The sequence below is a fragment of the Pseudomonas sp. ADAK2 genome (genome assembly GCF_012935755.1).
In the GTDB taxonomy this organism is placed as follows: domain Bacteria; phylum Pseudomonadota; class Gammaproteobacteria; order Pseudomonadales; family Pseudomonadaceae; genus Aquipseudomonas.
In genome coordinates, this window is sequence record NZ_CP052862.1 from 257,439 (window position 1) to 272,921 (window position 15,483).

The 15,483-nt window shown below is 61.3% G+C and carries 16 protein-coding genes; 9 read left to right on the forward strand and 7 right to left on the reverse strand.

Going from position 1 to position 15,483, the window contains the following annotated elements; all coding sequences use genetic code 11:
* Positions 1 to 67: 67 nt before the first annotated feature.
* The 3 genes from hcnA to hcnC are packed head-to-tail and all read left to right on the forward strand — an operon-like array spanning position 68 to position 3,040.
* Positions 68 to 382, forward strand: coding sequence for a cyanide-forming glycine dehydrogenase subunit HcnA (gene hcnA, locus HKK52_RS01310; protein WP_149661350.1), 315 nt, complete (start codon positions 68 to 70; stop codon positions 380 to 382).
* Positions 379 to 1,788, forward strand: coding sequence for a cyanide-forming glycine dehydrogenase subunit HcnB (hcnB, locus tag HKK52_RS01315; protein WP_169368961.1), 1,410 nt, complete (start codon positions 379 to 381; stop codon positions 1,786 to 1,788). The genes hcnA and hcnB overlap by 4 nt, the downstream gene beginning before the upstream one ends.
* Positions 1,781 to 3,040, forward strand: coding sequence for a cyanide-forming glycine dehydrogenase subunit HcnC (gene hcnC, locus HKK52_RS01320; RefSeq protein ID WP_169368962.1), 1,260 nt, complete (start codon positions 1,781 to 1,783; stop codon positions 3,038 to 3,040). Before hcnB ends, hcnC begins: the two co-directional genes overlap by 8 nt.
* 141 nt (positions 3,041 to 3,181) lie before the next feature.
* Here the strand turns inward: hcnC and HKK52_RS01325 are convergent, their stop codons facing one another.
* Positions 3,182 to 4,993, reverse strand: coding sequence for a monovalent cation:proton antiporter-2 (CPA2) family protein (locus tag HKK52_RS01325; RefSeq protein ID WP_169368963.1), 1,812 nt, complete (start codon positions 4,991 to 4,993; stop codon positions 3,182 to 3,184).
* 159 nt (positions 4,994 to 5,152) lie between these two features.
* On the opposite strand from HKK52_RS01325, the gene HKK52_RS01330 reads away from it, so the two are divergent.
* Positions 5,153 to 6,061 (forward strand): LysR family transcriptional regulator, encoded by a 909-nt coding sequence (locus tag HKK52_RS01330; protein ID WP_149661354.1) that lies wholly within the window; start codon positions 5,153 to 5,155, stop codon positions 6,059 to 6,061.
* Here HKK52_RS01330 and HKK52_RS01335 read toward each other — a convergent pair.
* The 3 genes from HKK52_RS01335 to HKK52_RS01345 all read right to left on the reverse strand — a co-directional run bounded on the left by HKK52_RS01335 (position 6,051) and on the right by HKK52_RS01345 (position 8,902).
* Positions 6,051 to 6,821, reverse strand: a complete 771-nt coding sequence (locus tag HKK52_RS01335; RefSeq protein ID WP_169368964.1) for a substrate-binding domain-containing protein — start codon at positions 6,819 to 6,821, stop codon at positions 6,051 to 6,053. The genes HKK52_RS01330 and HKK52_RS01335 overlap by 11 nt on opposite strands.
* 27 nt (positions 6,822 to 6,848) lie before the next feature.
* Complete coding sequence (locus HKK52_RS01340; RefSeq protein ID WP_169368965.1) at positions 6,849 to 8,141, reverse strand: MFS transporter; 1,293 nt, start codon at positions 8,139 to 8,141, stop codon at positions 6,849 to 6,851.
* 155 nt (positions 8,142 to 8,296) lie between these two features.
* Positions 8,297 to 8,902 carry a DJ-1/PfpI family protein gene (locus tag HKK52_RS01345; protein ID WP_169368966.1) on the reverse strand — a complete coding sequence of 202 codons (606 nt, stop codon included), beginning with the start codon at positions 8,900 to 8,902 and terminating at the stop codon, positions 8,297 to 8,299.
* Between the two features lie 149 nt (positions 8,903 to 9,051).
* Here HKK52_RS01345 and HKK52_RS01350 point away from each other — a divergent pair, with 149 nt between their 5' ends.
* Positions 9,052 to 9,360 carry an RcnB family protein gene (locus tag HKK52_RS01350; protein WP_169368967.1) on the forward strand — a complete coding sequence of 103 codons (309 nt, stop codon included), beginning with the start codon at positions 9,052 to 9,054 and terminating at the stop codon, positions 9,358 to 9,360.
* 11 nt (positions 9,361 to 9,371) lie between these two features.
* Here HKK52_RS01350 and HKK52_RS01355 read toward each other — a convergent pair whose 3' ends face one another.
* Entirely contained in the window at positions 9,372 to 10,436 is a 1,065-nt protein-coding gene (locus HKK52_RS01355; RefSeq protein WP_169368968.1) for a sensor domain-containing diguanylate cyclase, read from the reverse strand.
* Between the two features lie 175 nt (positions 10,437 to 10,611).
* On the opposite strand from HKK52_RS01355, the gene HKK52_RS01360 reads away from it, so the two are divergent.
* Positions 10,612 to 10,950, forward strand: a complete 339-nt coding sequence (locus tag HKK52_RS01360) for an FKBP-type peptidyl-prolyl cis-trans isomerase (RefSeq protein WP_169368969.1) — start codon at positions 10,612 to 10,614, stop codon at positions 10,948 to 10,950.
* Between the two features lie 90 nt (positions 10,951 to 11,040).
* On the opposite strand, the gene HKK52_RS01365 is transcribed toward HKK52_RS01360, so the two are convergent.
* Positions 11,041 to 12,138: a cytochrome P450 gene (locus tag HKK52_RS01365; RefSeq protein WP_169368970.1), complete on the reverse strand. Its 1,098-nt coding sequence runs from the start codon at positions 12,136 to 12,138 to the stop codon at positions 11,041 to 11,043.
* An 82-nt stretch (positions 12,139 to 12,220) separates the two neighbouring features.
* Between HKK52_RS01365 and HKK52_RS01370 the strand changes: the two genes are divergently transcribed.
* Entirely contained in the window at positions 12,221 to 12,979 is a 759-nt protein-coding gene (locus HKK52_RS01370; RefSeq protein ID WP_169368971.1) for an ArsR/SmtB family transcription factor, read from the forward strand.
* On the opposite strand, the gene HKK52_RS01375 is transcribed toward HKK52_RS01370, so the two are convergent.
* Positions 12,925 to 13,266 (reverse strand): hypothetical protein, encoded by a 342-nt coding sequence (locus tag HKK52_RS01375; RefSeq protein WP_123408798.1) that lies wholly within the window; start codon positions 13,264 to 13,266, stop codon positions 12,925 to 12,927. The genes HKK52_RS01370 and HKK52_RS01375 overlap by 55 nt on opposite strands.
* 158 nt (positions 13,267 to 13,424) lie before the next feature.
* Between HKK52_RS01375 and HKK52_RS01380 the strand changes: the two genes are divergently transcribed.
* A complete protein-coding gene (locus HKK52_RS01380; RefSeq protein WP_169368972.1) occupies positions 13,425 to 14,645 on the forward strand; it encodes a putative DNA modification/repair radical SAM protein in 1,221 nt (406 codons plus the stop codon).
* Complete coding sequence (locus HKK52_RS01385) at positions 14,642 to 15,463, forward strand: TIGR03915 family putative DNA repair protein (RefSeq protein WP_169368973.1); 822 nt, start codon at positions 14,642 to 14,644, stop codon at positions 15,461 to 15,463. Before HKK52_RS01380 ends, HKK52_RS01385 begins: the two co-directional genes overlap by 4 nt.
* The last annotated feature ends 20 nt before the right edge of the window (positions 15,464 to 15,483 follow it).

Here is a 15,483-nt window from a genome sequence, read left to right on the forward strand (position 1 = left end):
GCCGGCAAGGTGTAGTGCAGCATGGAGCTGTCGAACCCACCTGAAACTTTCACGGAAGAACATTGCAATGCAACGCTTAGACAGAACCTTCGATATCCAGCCGCTGGTCCGGGCGGACATGACTTTGCACATCAACGGCCAAGCGGTCAGCGCCGCCATCGGCGAAACCGTCCTCACGGTCATTCAATCCCTTGGCCTGCGCCAGGTGGCTCGCAACGATCACGATCAAATCAGCGGCGCCTATTGCGGCATGGGCGTGTGCCAATGCTGCCTGGTGAAAATCAATGGCCGGCACAAGCGCCGCGCCTGCCAGACCGTGGTACGTGACGGCATGACCGTCGAAACCCAGGTCAATCGCATCGCCGAGCAGGAGGTTTTATGAACCTGCATCCGGTGATCGTCGGCGGCGGGCCGGCGGGCATGGCCGCGGCCATTGAACTGGCCCGACATGGCGTGCGCAGCACTCTGCTGGAAGAAGCTTCGCGGCTTGGCGGCGTGGTTTATCGCGGACCGCTGCGTGATGGCGTCCAGCTCGATTACCTGGGGCCGCGCTATTCCGAAGTCCTGGGCAAATTGCACGGCGAATTCCAGGAACACGCGGGCTTGATTGATGTGCGCCTCAATCATCGGGTGGTCGGTGCCGAAGGCACGCGTGCGCTGGTGGTGCTGGATGCCGACGAACACTTGCACGAAATCGCTTATCCGCAACTGCTGCTGGCGGCCGGTTGTCATGAACGTAGCGTGCCGTTTCCTGGCTGGACCTTGCCCGGTGTGATCCTCTTGGGCGGGCTGCAACTGCAAATCAAGAGTGGCGTGGTCAAGCCTCAGGGGCCGGTGGTGATTACCGGCACCGGTCCGTTGCTGCCGCTGGTGGCGTGTCAGTTGCACGCGTCCGGGGTCACCGTCGCCGGGGTTTATGAGGCGTGTGCGTTCGGCAAGATCGCCCGGGAAAGCCTGGCGCTGCTGAACAAACCGCAGTTGTTCCTCGATGGCTTGAGCATGCTGGCGTTCCTCAAATTGCACGGCATCCCGATGTATTACGGCTGGGGCGTGGTCGAGGCCCAGGGCGATGCCGAGTTGAAATCGGTCACCGTGGCGCCGTATTCCAGCACTTGGGTGCCGGACCTGAGCCGCGCCGAACAGATCGCCGCCCAGACCCTCGCCGTCGGTTACGGCTTTATCCCGCGCACTCAACTCAGTCAGCAAATGGGCCTGAACCACGGCTTCAGCGATGACGGCTACCTGCGGGCCAGCGCCAATATCTGGCAGCAAAGCAATGAGCCGCACGTGCACCTGGCCGGGGACATGGGCGGGATTCGCGGCGGCGAAGCGGCGATGCTGGCCGGGCGGATCGCAGCGCTGTCGATCCTGCAGCAACGGGGCGTACTGGACACTGAACTGGCGCTGGTGCGGCGTGATCGCTTCCTGTCGAAACTCAAGTCGATCGTGCGTTTTCGCGCCGCGGTTGACCGCTACACCGAACGCGGCGCCGGGCAGACCGCATTGCCCGCTGCTGATACCGTGATCTGCCGCTGCGAACACGCGACCCGCGCCGACATCGACCGAGCGCTGGCGCAGGGCGTGCAAGACATGGCCAGCCTGAAAATGCGCACCCGCGTCAGCATGGGCGATTGCCAGGGGCGGATGTGCGTCGGCTATTGCAGCGACCGCCTGCGTGAAGCCACCGGGCGCCAGGACGTGGGCTGGTTGCGCCCGCGCTTCCCCATCGATCCGATTCCGTTCTCAGCCTTTCACAACGCCGCCACGGAGGCCGCCAACAATGAGTAAGTTCTATGACGTGGTCATCGCCGGTGGTGGCGTGATCGGGGCGTCATGCGCCTATCAATTGTCCAAACGCAAAAACCTCAAAGTCGCGCTGATCGACGCCAAGCGTCCGGGCAACGCGACCCGCGCCTCGGCCGGCGGCTTGTGGGCCATCGGCGAGTCGGTGGGCCTGGGTTGCGGGGTGATTTTTTTCCGCATGATGTCGGCCAACCGCAAGCGTGAAGCCCAGGGTTCGGCGGTGGTGGTCGACTCCAGCACCCCGCACATCCTGCCGCAGTCGTTCTTCGATTTCGCCTTGCAGTCCAACGCCCTGTACCCGGCGCTGCACAAGGAATTGCAGGACAATCACGGGATGGATTTCAAGTTCGAGAAAACCGGGCTGAAGTTCGTGATCTACGACGATGAAGACCGGCTCTACGCCGAGCATATCGTCGCCTGCATCCCGCACTTGGCGGATCAAGTGCGCTGGCTCGACCAGGCTGCACTGCGTGAAGCGGAGCCGGCCGTCAGCCACGAGGCGAGGGGCGCGCTGGAGTTTCTTTGCGATCACCAGGTCAGCCCGTTCCGTCTGGCCGATGCCTACACCGAAGGCGCGCGGCAGAATGGCGTCGATATGTACTTCAACACCAACGTCACCGGGGTGTTGCACCATGGTTCGCGGGTCACCGGTGTACAAACCGCCGAGGCTGGGGTGTTTCATTGCGACACCCTGATCAACGCGGCCGGTGCCTGGGCGGCGGACTTGAGCGAGCAGGCCACCGGCATTCGCATTCCGGTGAACCCGGTGAAAGGCCAGATCCTGCTGACCGAACGCATGCCGAAGATCCTGCGCGGTTGCCTGACCACCAGCGATTGCTATGTCGCGCAGAAGGACAACGGCGAGATCCTGATCGGCAGCACCACCGAGGACAAAGGTTTCGACGTCACCACCACCTACCCGGAAATCGCCGGGCTGGTGCAAGGCGCGGTGCGTTGTATTCCGGAACTGGCCGACGTCAACCTCAAGCGCACCTGGGCCGGTTTGCGTCCGGGCTCGCCGGATGAGTTGCCGATTCTTGGGCCGATGCAAGGCGTGGAAGGGTATCTCAACGCCTGCGGGCATTTCCGGACCGGGATTCTGACGTCGGCGATTACCGGGGTGTTGCTGGATAGGCTGGTCAACAATGAACCTTTGCCGCTGGACATCACGCCGTTTTTGGCGGATCGGTTCGAGGTGAAGGCCGGGGTTGAGCTGCAGGCGTTGGAAATGGCCTGACGCCTGCCGATGATCGTTCCCACGCTCTGCGTGGGAATGCCTCAAGGGACGCTCCGCGTTCCAGCTCTCGAAAGGGACGCGGAGCGTCCCGGGCTGCATTCCCACGCAGAGCGTGGGAACGATCAGGCGATCAGGTTACGATCAGGCTTTACCCGATGCCTGCTCCTCCAATTGATCCGATTCAAACAACTTGGCCAACTCTGCCCGCGCTTCCTGTGCTGTCTGCAAGACCTTCGCCGCATCGTCGTAAATCGCATGCTGCGCTTCCAGCACCTGTTCATCGTGATGCTTGAAGCGTTTGATCCGCGCATCGGCCTGCGCTTGGGTCAACCCGAGGCCAACCAGCGTACGCCGGCTCATTTCCAGGCTGGAGTAGTAGGTTTCCCGAATCGCTTCGGCGCCAAGGTCGACCAAGCGGTGCACGTGCTGACGGTTACGCGCCCGGGCGATGATTTTCATGTGCGGGTAGAGCTTGTGCACCAGCTCGGCAGTCTTGATGTTGGTGTCCGGGTCGTCGGTGGCGATGACAAAGTATTCCGCCTGCTCGACCTTGGCCGCACTGAGGATTTCCGGGCGCATCGGGTCGCCATAGAACACCGGCACGCCGCCAAAGCTGCGGGACAGTTCGATGGTTTCCACCGACGTGTCCAACGCCACGAACTTGATGTTCTGCGCCCGCAGGATCCGCGCGACGATCTGACCCATGCGGCCCATGCCGGCGATCACCACGCGCGGGGCGTCGGTGTCGATTTCGCGGAATTTCTCCGGCACCACCACCGGCTGCACTTTTGGCGAGTACAGCCGCGCGCACAGCAGCAACAACAGCGGCGTTACCGCCATGGACAAGGTAATCGTCAGCACCAGCAAGTCGTACAGGCGCGGCTCGAACAAGCCCTGGTCGCGACCGATCTTGAACACCACGAACGCAAATTCACCACCAGCCGCCAAAACGATACCGAGGCGAATCGCACTGACCTTGCCCAAGCCACCGGCCAGGCGCCCGACGACAAACAGCAGCGGCAGCTTGATGGCGATCAGCAGCAGGGTCAGCCCCAACACGGTGATCGGCGCGCTCAGCAGCAGACTCAGGTTGGCGCCCATGCCGACACTGATGAAGAACAGCCCCAGCAACAAACCCTTGAACGGCTCGATCTGCGCTTCCAGTTCATGGCGATATTCAGAGTCCGCCAGCAGCAACCCGGCGAGGAATGCGCCCAACGCCATGGACACGCCCACCAGGTCCATCAACCACGCAGTACCGATCACCACCAGCAACGCCGTGGCGGTGGAGACTTCCGGCAGACCGGTCTTGGCCACCACCCGGAACACTGGCCGCAGCAGATAGCGGCCGCCGATCACCACCACCGCAATACTGCCCAGCACCCGCAAGCCGTGATTCAAATCCTCGGCGGCACTGGTGGTGTGATCACCGCCGGCCAGCAGCGGCACCATGGCAATCAACGGGATCGCGGCGATGTCCTGGAACAGCAGAATCGCGAACGCCAACCGCCCGTGAGGGCTGGTCAGTTCCTTGCGCTCGGCCAGGCTTTGCAGGCCAAACGCGGTGGACGACAACGCCAGACCCAGGCCCAGCACAATCGCGCTATTCAGCGACTGGCCGAACACGAACAACGCCAGCACGCCAATCACCGATCCGGTCAGCAATACCTGCGCGAGACCGACGCCGAACACCGATTTGCGCATCACCCACAAACGACGCGGCGACAGTTCCAGGCCGATGATAAACAGCAGCAACACCACCCCCAGTTCCGAGATGTGGCTGACGCTTTGCGGATTGCCGATCAAGCCCAGCACCGACGGCCCGATGATTACCCCGGCAAACAGATAGCCCAGCACCGCGCCCAATTGCAGACGCTTGGCCAAAGGCACGGTGAGCACCGCCGCGAACAGAAACACGACAGCGGCTTGTAACAGGTTGCCTTCATGGGGCATGGCAAAACTCCAAAGACTCGGTACGGCGTAGGGGGCCAAGGATAAAGGCTGTAACCGGATGCGTCAGCAAAGCGTAGCGGTACACTTGTTACAATTCGCATCAATTGGTTACATTCATAGGATAAGCTGATCAATCTGCCCGTCCCGCGAGTGCGCACCATGGCCATCAATTTCGACCTCAACGACCTGCAAGCCTTTCGCGCCGTGGTCGAGCAGGGCAGTTTTCGCAAGGCCGCCGACACCGTGCGCATTTCCCAGCCGGCCCTGAGCCGGCGCATCGAAAAACTTGAAGATGCCCTCGGTGTGAAGCTGTTCGAACGCACCACTCGCAAGGTCAGCCTGACCCAGGCCGGGCGCGGCTTCATTCCCAGCGTCGAGCGGTTGCTGGACGACCTGGACGTGGCGCTGCTCGGCATCAGCGAAGTCTCCTCGACCCGGCTCGGCCACGTCACCGTCGCGTGTGTGCCGTCGGCGGCGTACTACTTCATGCCGCGGGTGATTGCCCACTACCACCGGCAATTTCCACGGATCAAGGTCAAGGTCCTCGACTCCAGCGCCCACGATGTGCTCAGCGCGGTGGTCAACGGCGAGGCGGATTTCGGTTTGAGTTTCATGGGCACGCTGGAGGCCGAGGTCGATTTCGAACCCTTGGTGCAAGAAGGTTATGTGGTGGCCTGTCGCCGCGATCATCCGTTGGCCGGGCGCAGCAGCGTGACGTGGGACGAGTTTTACCGGCAGGACTACATCTCGCTCGACAAGACCTCGGGCAACCGTTTTTTGCTGGATCAGGCGCTGGCCGGCGTGGTGCCGCAGCGGCCAAGTATCTGCGAAACCCGTCACGTCACGACGATGATCGGGCTGGTGGAGGCGGGGCTGGGCGTGGCGGCGGTGCCGATGATGGCGATGCCGGCGCAAGATCACCCGATTCTGACGCGGGTGCCGCTGACCGATCCGCAGGTGATGCGCAGTGTCGGGCTGATCAAGCGCCGGGGTCGCACCTTGACCCCGGCTGCCCTGGAACTGGAACGGCTGGTGGTGGAAATGAAAATCCAGCCGATCAGCGGGTGACCGAGTCCAGCCCGGTGGCTTGCACCTGCGGCTGCACGGCCGGGGAGGCCAGGTAATCGAGCAACGCCTTGGCTTGCGCCGGGTGTTGCGCGCCCACCGGAATGCCGGCGGCAAAACGCGTCACCGATTGCACCGACTCGGGAATCTTCGCCACAAAACTCACCCCTGGCACCGGCAACAGTTCGCTGACCTGCTGAAAGCCCAACTGATAATCGCCAGTGGCAATCACCGAGCCCACCGGGATTTTCGGGATCATCTTCGACTTTGGCTTGAGCTGGTCTTCGATGCCGAGTTTCTTGAACAACTGCTCCTCGATGTACACACCGCTGGCGCTGTCGGAGTAGGCCACCGATTGGGCATCGAGCAGGGTTTTTTTCAAACCTTCCACCGAGCTGATATCAGGTTTCGCCGCGCCTTCGCGCACCACCAGGCCGATCCGCGAATCCGCCAGTTCCACCCGTGAAGCGGGGTCGACTTTGCCTTGTTTGATCAGCTCGTCCAGTGCGTAGCCGACCATGATCACCACGTCGGCGTGTTCACCGCGCGCCAGGCGATTGGGGATCGCTTCCGGCGCCTTGCCCATCGAGGGACCGAGGGCGGTGTCGAGGGTGTTGCCGGTGGACTTGGCGAATTCCGGGCCGAGGATTTTGTAAGCCGCGGTAAAGCCGCCGGAGGTCATCACGTGGAGCTCTTCGGCCTGGGCAATGGTGCTCAGACCCGCGATGAGCAGCAGAGCGGCGTAGTTGAACAGCTTTTTCATCGAATAAGTCTCGCAGTCAAAGGTGGGTCAGGACACGGCCGGTTGCAGGCGGCCGGTGGAGCGGCGATAGAGAAACAAGGTCGCGCACAGGGCACACAGCGCGGCAAAACTCATCCAGTAACCGGGGGCAGCCTTGTCGCCGGTGTATTGGATCAGCAAGGTCGACATCGCTGGAGTGAACCCACCAAACACCGCCGTCGCCAGGCTGTACGCCAGGGAGAACCCGGCCACCCGCACTTCCACCGGCATGATTTCGGTGAGCGCGGCGATCATCGCGCCGTTGTACAGGCCATAAATGAACGACAGCCACAGCAACACCAGCAGCATGTTGAGGAAACTTGGCGCGTTCACCAGATAGGTCAGCGCCGGATAGGCCGTCGCCAGGGTCAGCAGCGCCATGGCGATCAGCACCGGACGCCGGCCGATGCGGTCGGACAGGGCACCGCCAATCGGCAGCCAGAAAAAGTTCGAAACACCGACCAGCAGCGTGACGAGCAGCGCATCGGACGTGCTCAGGTGCAGCACGGTTTTGCCGAAGGTCGGGGCGTACACGGTGATCAGGTAAAACGCGGTGGTGGTCAGGGCGACCATCATCATCCCGCCGAGCACGATCCCCCAGTTCTGCGCCAAGGTACGGAACACCTCGCCCATGCTCGGGCGGTGTTTGCGCGCAGCGAACTCGGCGGTTTCTTCGAGGTTGCGGCGCAGGAAGAAAATGAACGGCACGATCATGCAGCCGACGAAGAACGGAATCCGCCAGCCCCAATCGGCAATCATCGTCGGCGCCATCAATTGGTTCAGCCCATAGCCCAGCGCTGCCGCGACGATGATCGCCACTTGCTGGCTGGCCGACTGCCAACTGGTGAAAAAGCCCTTGTTGCCTGGCGTGGCGATCTCCGAGAGGTACACCGAGACACCGCCCATCTCCGCGCCGGCCGAGAAGCCTTGCAGCAAGCGGCCAATCAACACAATGGCGGGGGCGAACAGCCCGATGGTCTCGTAGCCGGGCACCAGCACAATCAGGATCGTACCGCTGGCCATGATCGACAACGTCACGATCAAGCCTTTGCGCCGGCCCACATCATCGATGTACGCACCCAGCACCACGGCGCCGAGCGGGCGCATCAGGAACCCGGCGCCGAACACCGCGAAGGTCATCATCAGGGAGGCGAATTCGCTGCTGGCCGGGAAGAACACGGCGGCAATCTGCGTGGCGTAAAAGCCGAAAAGGAAGAAGTCGAACTGTTCCAGGAAGTTACCCGAGGTGACCCGGAAAATCGCACTGGCCCGGGAGCGCCCGGAAGGGATTGAGGCTGTCATTGATCTGTACTCCACCGCTTTTATGACGTGCGCTGCGTGGGGGCGGCGCACGGTTCTTATTGGGGCGGATAGTGGAGCAGAGGCATCGATATGTTAATTGCATAGTTGGCATGTATTGATGTGCGAAGTGGATCAATACATGGCGGATTATGCCGCTACAGGCTCGCTTCGATGTGCGCAAACGCCCGCGCGACATAGTCGTCTTTCTCGCCCACTGGCGCGAAATTGTGCAGCACTTCCCGCGCGGCTTCCGTGCCTTTGAGCCGGGCCAGAAACCACGCCGACAAGTATTGCGCCGCCAAGCAGCCACCGGCCGTGGCGATGTTGCCATTGGCGTAGAACGCTTGATTGACCACATTGACCCCGGCCGCTTGCACCCAGGGCTTGCTGGTCGCGTCGGTGCAGGCCGGGGCATCGCCGAGCAACCCGAGCCTGGCCAGCAGGAACGTGCCGGAGCATTGCGCTCCGAGCAGTTGCCGCGCCGGGTCGAATTGCAACTGCGCCATGATCTCCGGGGTGTCGGCCACTTCGCGGGTCTTGCGGCCACTGCCGATCAACACCGCATCGGCTGCGCAGGCTTGCTGCAGATCGATGTGCGCATCGATGGTCAAACCGTTCATCGACGTCACCCGCGGTGTTGGCGAGGCGATACTCACCCGCCAGTCCCGATCCCCCAACAGCGAAATCCGGCTGAGCATGCCGTAGGCGATCAGGGAGTCCAGTTCGTTGAAACCATCGAAGGTCAGAATGGCGATGTGCATGGCGAATCCCGCTGGTTTTTTCGCAGCCTACGCCGACCCGGCGCGACACCTCCAGTACAGTCAGTCGCAGAATCATCGCTACAGTAAGGAATGATTCGCCATGAGCGCAGTCGGAACTCAGTAACCACGACATCCCAAGAGGTTCACCGATGAACAGCAAAACCCTTATCGCCAGCCTCGCCCTTGTCGCCGGTATTACCGCTATCAGTCCTGTCGTCCAGGCCGCCGAAACGGCACAGAAAACCGTCCAGCCCGGCGCCATCAACGCCCGCAGCCTGGTGAAAGGCGACCGTGCGCCGGAGGTGTATCAACGCAGCGAAAAAGCCGTGAAGAACTGGAAGGCCAAAGGCCTGAAGGCGCCGGCGTCCGACGCGCAGTGGGTGCAGATCAATGACAAGTACATGATGGTATTGATTACCAGCGGGACGATTGTGGATGTCACGCCGGTGGAGCGTTAGTTCGTCCGTCACTAACTAGGACTCAACGCCTGGATCCCCAACCGATACTGATTATTCCCACTGCGCTTGGCCTCATACATCGCCAAATCTGCAATGTGAATCAACCGGTCCATGCTCGGCGCATGGTCCGGGAACACCGCGACGCCCAGGCTGGTGCCGATATGTCGCTGGTCATTGCCAATGGTCACTGGCGGTGAGAGTTCGACGAAGATGTTCTGGCAGATGCTGCGCGCTTCGTCCTGAAGGTTGATGCCGGGCGGCAGGCCCTGGAGGATCACCACGAATTCATCGCCGCCAATCCGGGCGACGGTGTCGGTGGAGCGCAGGATTCGTTTGAGCCGCGTGGCGGTGGTGACCAACACGCGGTCGCCGGCGGCATGACCGTAATGGTCGTTGATCGCCTTGAAACCATTGAGGTCGACAAACACCAGCGCCACCCGTGTCGCGCTGATGCGCGCTTGTTCCAGTGCTTCAGACAGGCGTTCTTCAAGCACCAGGCGATTGGGCAGGCCGGTCAGCGGGTCGTAATGGGCCAGGTGTTGCAGGTAGCTGGCGGAGGCTTTTTCTTCGGTGATGTCACGGACTACGCCCATCATTTTGATCGTGGTGTCGTGGTCGTTCTTTACCACGTTGCCGGTCTCGCGCAGCCAGCGGATGGTGCCGTCGGGCCAGACCACGCGGTATTCCTCATCATGGTTTTCGCCGGTTTCCAGGCAACGCAACTCGCCGGCGCGGACCTTGGCCCGGTCGTCCGGGTGCACGCAGGAACAGAACAAGGCGTAGGAGGGCGTGACTTCACCGGTCTTGAACCCGAACATGCCGTAGATCGCGTCTGACCAATACAGCTTGTCGGTGTCCACGTCCCAGTCCCAGGTGCCGATGCGCGCGAAATACTGGCTGCGTTTGAAACGTTCGGCGTCACCGTCCAGATGAATATTTTGCCCCGTGGACAGGCTGGCGATCAGCGCGCGGCATTCAGTCAACTGCCGTTGCAGGACAGACTGGCGGCAGGCCAGCACAATCAGCACGGCAAGCATCACTGAGCCGATGGCAGCGCTGATCCAGAGGACACTCATTCAGGAATAGCCATCATCGGGGTGTTTAACCGTGGGGGTGATGCTGTTTATCTTAGTTCACGCTTACGCTCGGAAATAGAGCTAAACCGCGCCGAACAGTTGCCAATTGCCCGTAATTCTGGGAAAACGGCGGCCATGAAGCCCCTTTGAGGGAGTGAACAGACGAGTGCATGTAATGAATGATGAGCTTCAGGTAATCGACCTTGAACTGGGCGACGGCAAAGCAGCGGTCAAAGGCGCGCTGATCACCACCCAATACCGCGGATGGCTGGAAGACGGCACCGAGTTCGATTCTTCCTACAGCCGTGGCAAACCTTTTCAGTGCGTGATTGGCACGGGGCGGGTTATTAAAGGCTGGGACCAGGGGATCATGGGCATGCAGGTTGGTGGGAAGCGCAAGCTCTTGGTGCCGGCGCACCTTGCATATGGCGAACGGACGATGGGCGCGATTACGCCGAATTCGAATTTGATTTTCGAGATTGAATTGCTGGAAGTGTTGACGCGGGATGATTGATTGGCCGTGAAATGACAAGCCCGCCAACTCTGTTAAATGAGTTGGCGGGTTTTTTATTGTTTAGGGGAATTAAGATCAAAAGATCGCAGGCTATGCCTCGCTGAACAGCGGAATCCGACCGTTCAGGGAAGGGCGGTAGTGCCAAGTCAAGCGGTCCAGCGCAGGTTTCATTGCCAATATCTGCCTCAATGTGGCGCTGGCGATGCTCAAGGCCAGCGTCTGGCCCGGGCATTGGTGGCGGCCCGCGCCGAAGGTGAGACTGCGACGATTCGGGCGGTCGACGAGGAAAGTATCGGGCTGCTCGTTGAGTTGCGGATCGCGATTGGCCGAGGCCAGCAGCACCAGGAGGGTGTCGCCGGGGTTCAGGCTGATGCCGTCGATTACGCAAGGAGCAGCGACGAAGCGACGGGTGTTCTGCACCGATGGATCGAAACGTTGGACTTCGGCCAAAAACGAATCAACGTCACCTGGCAACAGGGGATCGCGAATCAAAGCCACCAGCGCATTGCCAATCAATCCGGCCGTGGCTTCAAACGTCTGCGAGCACAGCCCGATCAGGTTGGCGATCAGCAGCTCCTTATCTGAAGACGCGAACCGCTGCGTGATGCCATTCAATAGCGGACTGCCTGAATCATCCAGCAACTCGATGAAATAACCTCGCAGCTGTTCCGCCGTAGCATGAGCGGCGTCGAGTTGCGCCTGATTGCTCAATGGCGACAGGCAAGCCACAAAGTCCGCCGTCAACTCGCTGACCACCCGCGCTTGAGCAGGGGAGAACCCCAGCAACGCCGCCACCACGCACACCGGGCCGCGGAACATGGCTTTCGCCATACCCTGGGCGTCCGGGGTGATCAACCGCGCGCTGACCAATGTTTGTACTTCACGCGGATCGATCAACCCTAGGCCCGGCTCAATGGCCGACCGGGGACAGCGCTGCCGTTCGCCCTCGTTCATCCGCATCAACCGACTGAACACTTCGCCGGCCAGACCTTCAACAATCGTCCTGGGCACTGGCTCACTCAACGGGCGCACATGACAATCCGGATGCGCCAGCACCGCCGCCACGGCAGTGGCACTGCTGGCCACCCACAGATTCAATCCTTGATGAAAAACCAATCCACCCTCGGCCCGCAGTTGCGCGTAATAGGGATAAGGATCGGCATGAGTCGCAGCGATGATCGGGTCCATGGGTCGCAGCCTTGTTCGGGGTGGGGAAAGTGTTGCTACTATCTCCAACTCACAAGGGGCTTGATTCGTCCGGGAGCGAAATATGCACGTTGAACAGCACGACATCGGCGTCTCTCAGGTCGCCGCCGCGATTGCGGAACCGGCCCGGACGAAGATCCTCTGTTCGTTGATGGACGGCCACGCCCGCACCAGCACCGAGCTGGCGGCGATTGCCGAGGTCAGCGCGTCCACCGCCAGTGCGCACTTGGCCAAGCTCAAGGAGTCGGCGCTGGTGCGCTTGCACGTCCAGGGCCGCCATCGGTATTACAGCCTTGCGGACAAGCGCGTGGCCCAGGCGCTGGAAGCCTTGATGGTGATCGGCCAGAACGCCGCACCGACCTTCAACCCGCGCACCCCGGATCGCCTGCAATTCGCCCGCACCTGCTATGACCACATGGCCGGCACCCTCGCGGTGTTGCTGCATGACCGGATGATCGAGGCGGGGTGGTTGCTGGAGACGGATGAGCAGGTTTATCAACTGAGCGAGAGTGGCGAGGCGTTGTTCGAAGGGTTGGGGATCGAGGCCAAGGATTTGAGCACGATGCGTCGTCGCTTCGCGTGCCCGTGCCTGGACTGGAGCATGCGCCGGCCGCATCTGGGCGGTTCGTTGGGAGCGGCGTTGCTGCAGGTGGCGATCAAGCGCAAATGGGTGACCCAGGACCTGGACAGTCGGGCGTTGGCATTGACGGCGGCGGGGCGCAAGGAGATGGGCGCGCGGTTTGATCTGGTGTTGCCGGCCGATCTTTCCTACGCCCGAAAGTCCCAGACGTACTCCACCACCCGCACCGCCAGCACCAGGTAGATCAAAAACAAAATCACCTGGAATGCCGTGTGATAGGGCAGTCGCGACAAGCGCCGCAGACCGTCGCTGACGCTGAGCAACATCAGCAGCGCAGACACTGCAATCAGCGCCCAGCCCGCCACGTCCGAGGTGAGCAGCCCCATGTACGGATGGTGCTCGCTGTGCAACGCATTGGTACCCGCCGCGAACAATAACGCGCAGACCAGCAGGTTCTTGATGTTATCGAACACCTGCGTGGTGAAGTCGGTGTCCAGCAAGGCCAGATACTTTCGCCAGAATTTGCCCATGGTTTTTCCACTTCAGTCGATGGCGGCTGCACGCGGCAAGTTTAGTGAGAAATCGGGACGGGCGCCGATTTCATCTGATCCGACGAGGGGCGCGTCGGTGGGTTGTGCGTCGAAGGTCGAAGCTATACTGTATATTCAAACAGTATAAGGCGTGCCTCATGGAAATCATCGACAAGCTCAGCATTCTCGCCGACGCCGCCAAGTATGACGCGTCCTGCGCCAGCAGCGGCGCGCCCAAGCGCAGCTCCGAAGGCAAGAGCGGGCTGGGTTCCACCGATGGCATGGGCATCTGCCATAGCTATACGCCGGACGGGCGTTGCGTATCGTTGCTGAAGATTCTCCTGACCAATTTCTGTCTCTACGACTGCCAGTATTGCGTCAATCGCCGTTCCAGCGATGTGCCGCGGGCGCGGTTCACCCCGGAAGAAGTGGTGACGCTGACTCTGGATTTTTATCGACGCAATTGCGTCAGCGGCTTGTTTCTCAGTTCGGGAATCATTCGTTCGGCCGACTACACCATGGAGCAACTGATCCGCGTGGCCAAGCTGTTGCGCGAAGAGCATGAGTTCCGCGGCTACATCCACCTCAAGACCATTCCCGAAGCCGATCCGGCGCTGATCGTGGAAGCGGGGCGCTATGCCGACCGGTTGAGCGTCAACATCGAACTACCCACCGATCTCAGCCTGCAAACCCTGGCCCCGGAAAAGCAGCTGGGCTCGATCAAACAGGCGATGCAGACCATCTACACCGGCGAGCAAACCGTGCTTAATGAGCCTCGGGCCCCGAAATTCGCCCCGGCCGGGCAGAGCACGCAAATGATCGTCGGCGCCGATGACACCGACGACAGCACCATCCTGCACAGTGCTCAGGCGCTGTATGGCAACTATCGCCTGCGGCGGGTCTATTACTCGGCGTTCAGCCCGATCCCCAATAGCCCGAAAAGTGTGCCGTTGGCGGCGCCGCCGCTGATGCGCGAACACCGTTTGTACCAGGCCGATTTTCTGCTGCGCAGCTATGGCTTCACCGCCGGCGAGTTGTTCAAGGGACCGGGGGATCTGGCCCTGGACATCGACCCGAAACTGGCCTGGGCGCTGGAGAATCGCAACGTGTTTCCGCTGGACCTCAATCGCGCTGAGGCTTCGTTGATCGCGCGGATTCCGGGGATTGGCCTGCGCACCACCGAACGCCTGGTGCAACTGCGCCAACAGCGGCGCATTCGTTATGAAGACCTGGCGCGCATGCGTTGCGTGCTGGCCAAGGCCAAGCCGTTTTTTATCACCAGTGATTACCACCCGCAGCAGGCGGAAGTCACCAGCCATTTGTTGTATCAACAACTGCGCGACCGGCCGCAACCGCAGCAGATGGGGTTGTGGGGATGATCAGCCTGGATTGCGACGATCTGTTCGACACCTGGCGGCAACAGGCGCGGTGGCTGCTCAGTCATGAAGTTGACCCTAGCCTGGTCAGTTGGGTGACGGAGGGCGTCACTGATCTATTCGCCAGCGATGACGCGCCTCCCGAGGGCAATGGCCCGTTTCAGGCGCGGATCCCGTTGGCGTTGCTAGGCATTCTCGAGAGCGCCGCCCGCTACCGTGGCGATCAGCGCTGGAGTCTGCTCTATGAAGTGTTGTGGCGGGTCAGCCATGGCGACCGAACGGCGATGCTGGCCGGCGACAGGCTTGGCAGTGAACTGCAACGGCGGATCAAGCAAGTGCAACGCGAAGCCCACCATTTGCATGCGTTTGTGCGGTTCGTCGAGCGGCCCCAGACTGAAGGCCCGCAATACGTCGCGTGGCATGAACCGGCCCACGACATCCTGCACAGTGCCAGCGAGCACTTTGTCGGTCGCATGGGCCGCCATCGCTGGTTGATCGCCACGCCACGCGACGGCGTTTATTACGATGGCGAACACTTGATCCATGAACGTCGCTGTCCGGTGGAATGGCAACAACTGGCGCAAAACGTCGACGACCCTCACGGTGATATGTGGCTGACCTACTACAGCCACATCTTCAACCCGGCGCGGCTGAACCCGAAGGTCATGCAAGGGCATCTGCCGACTAGGTTCTGGAAAAACCTACCTGAAGGCGTGTTGATTCCGGGGCTGATCACCCAGGCGCGCACCGGCAAGCAACAGGATGGGCAGGCGAGCGGGATTGCCGGGAGGCAGGGGAAGCGGATTGGCATGAAGAGCTAAAGATCTTTTGATTTTGCTTT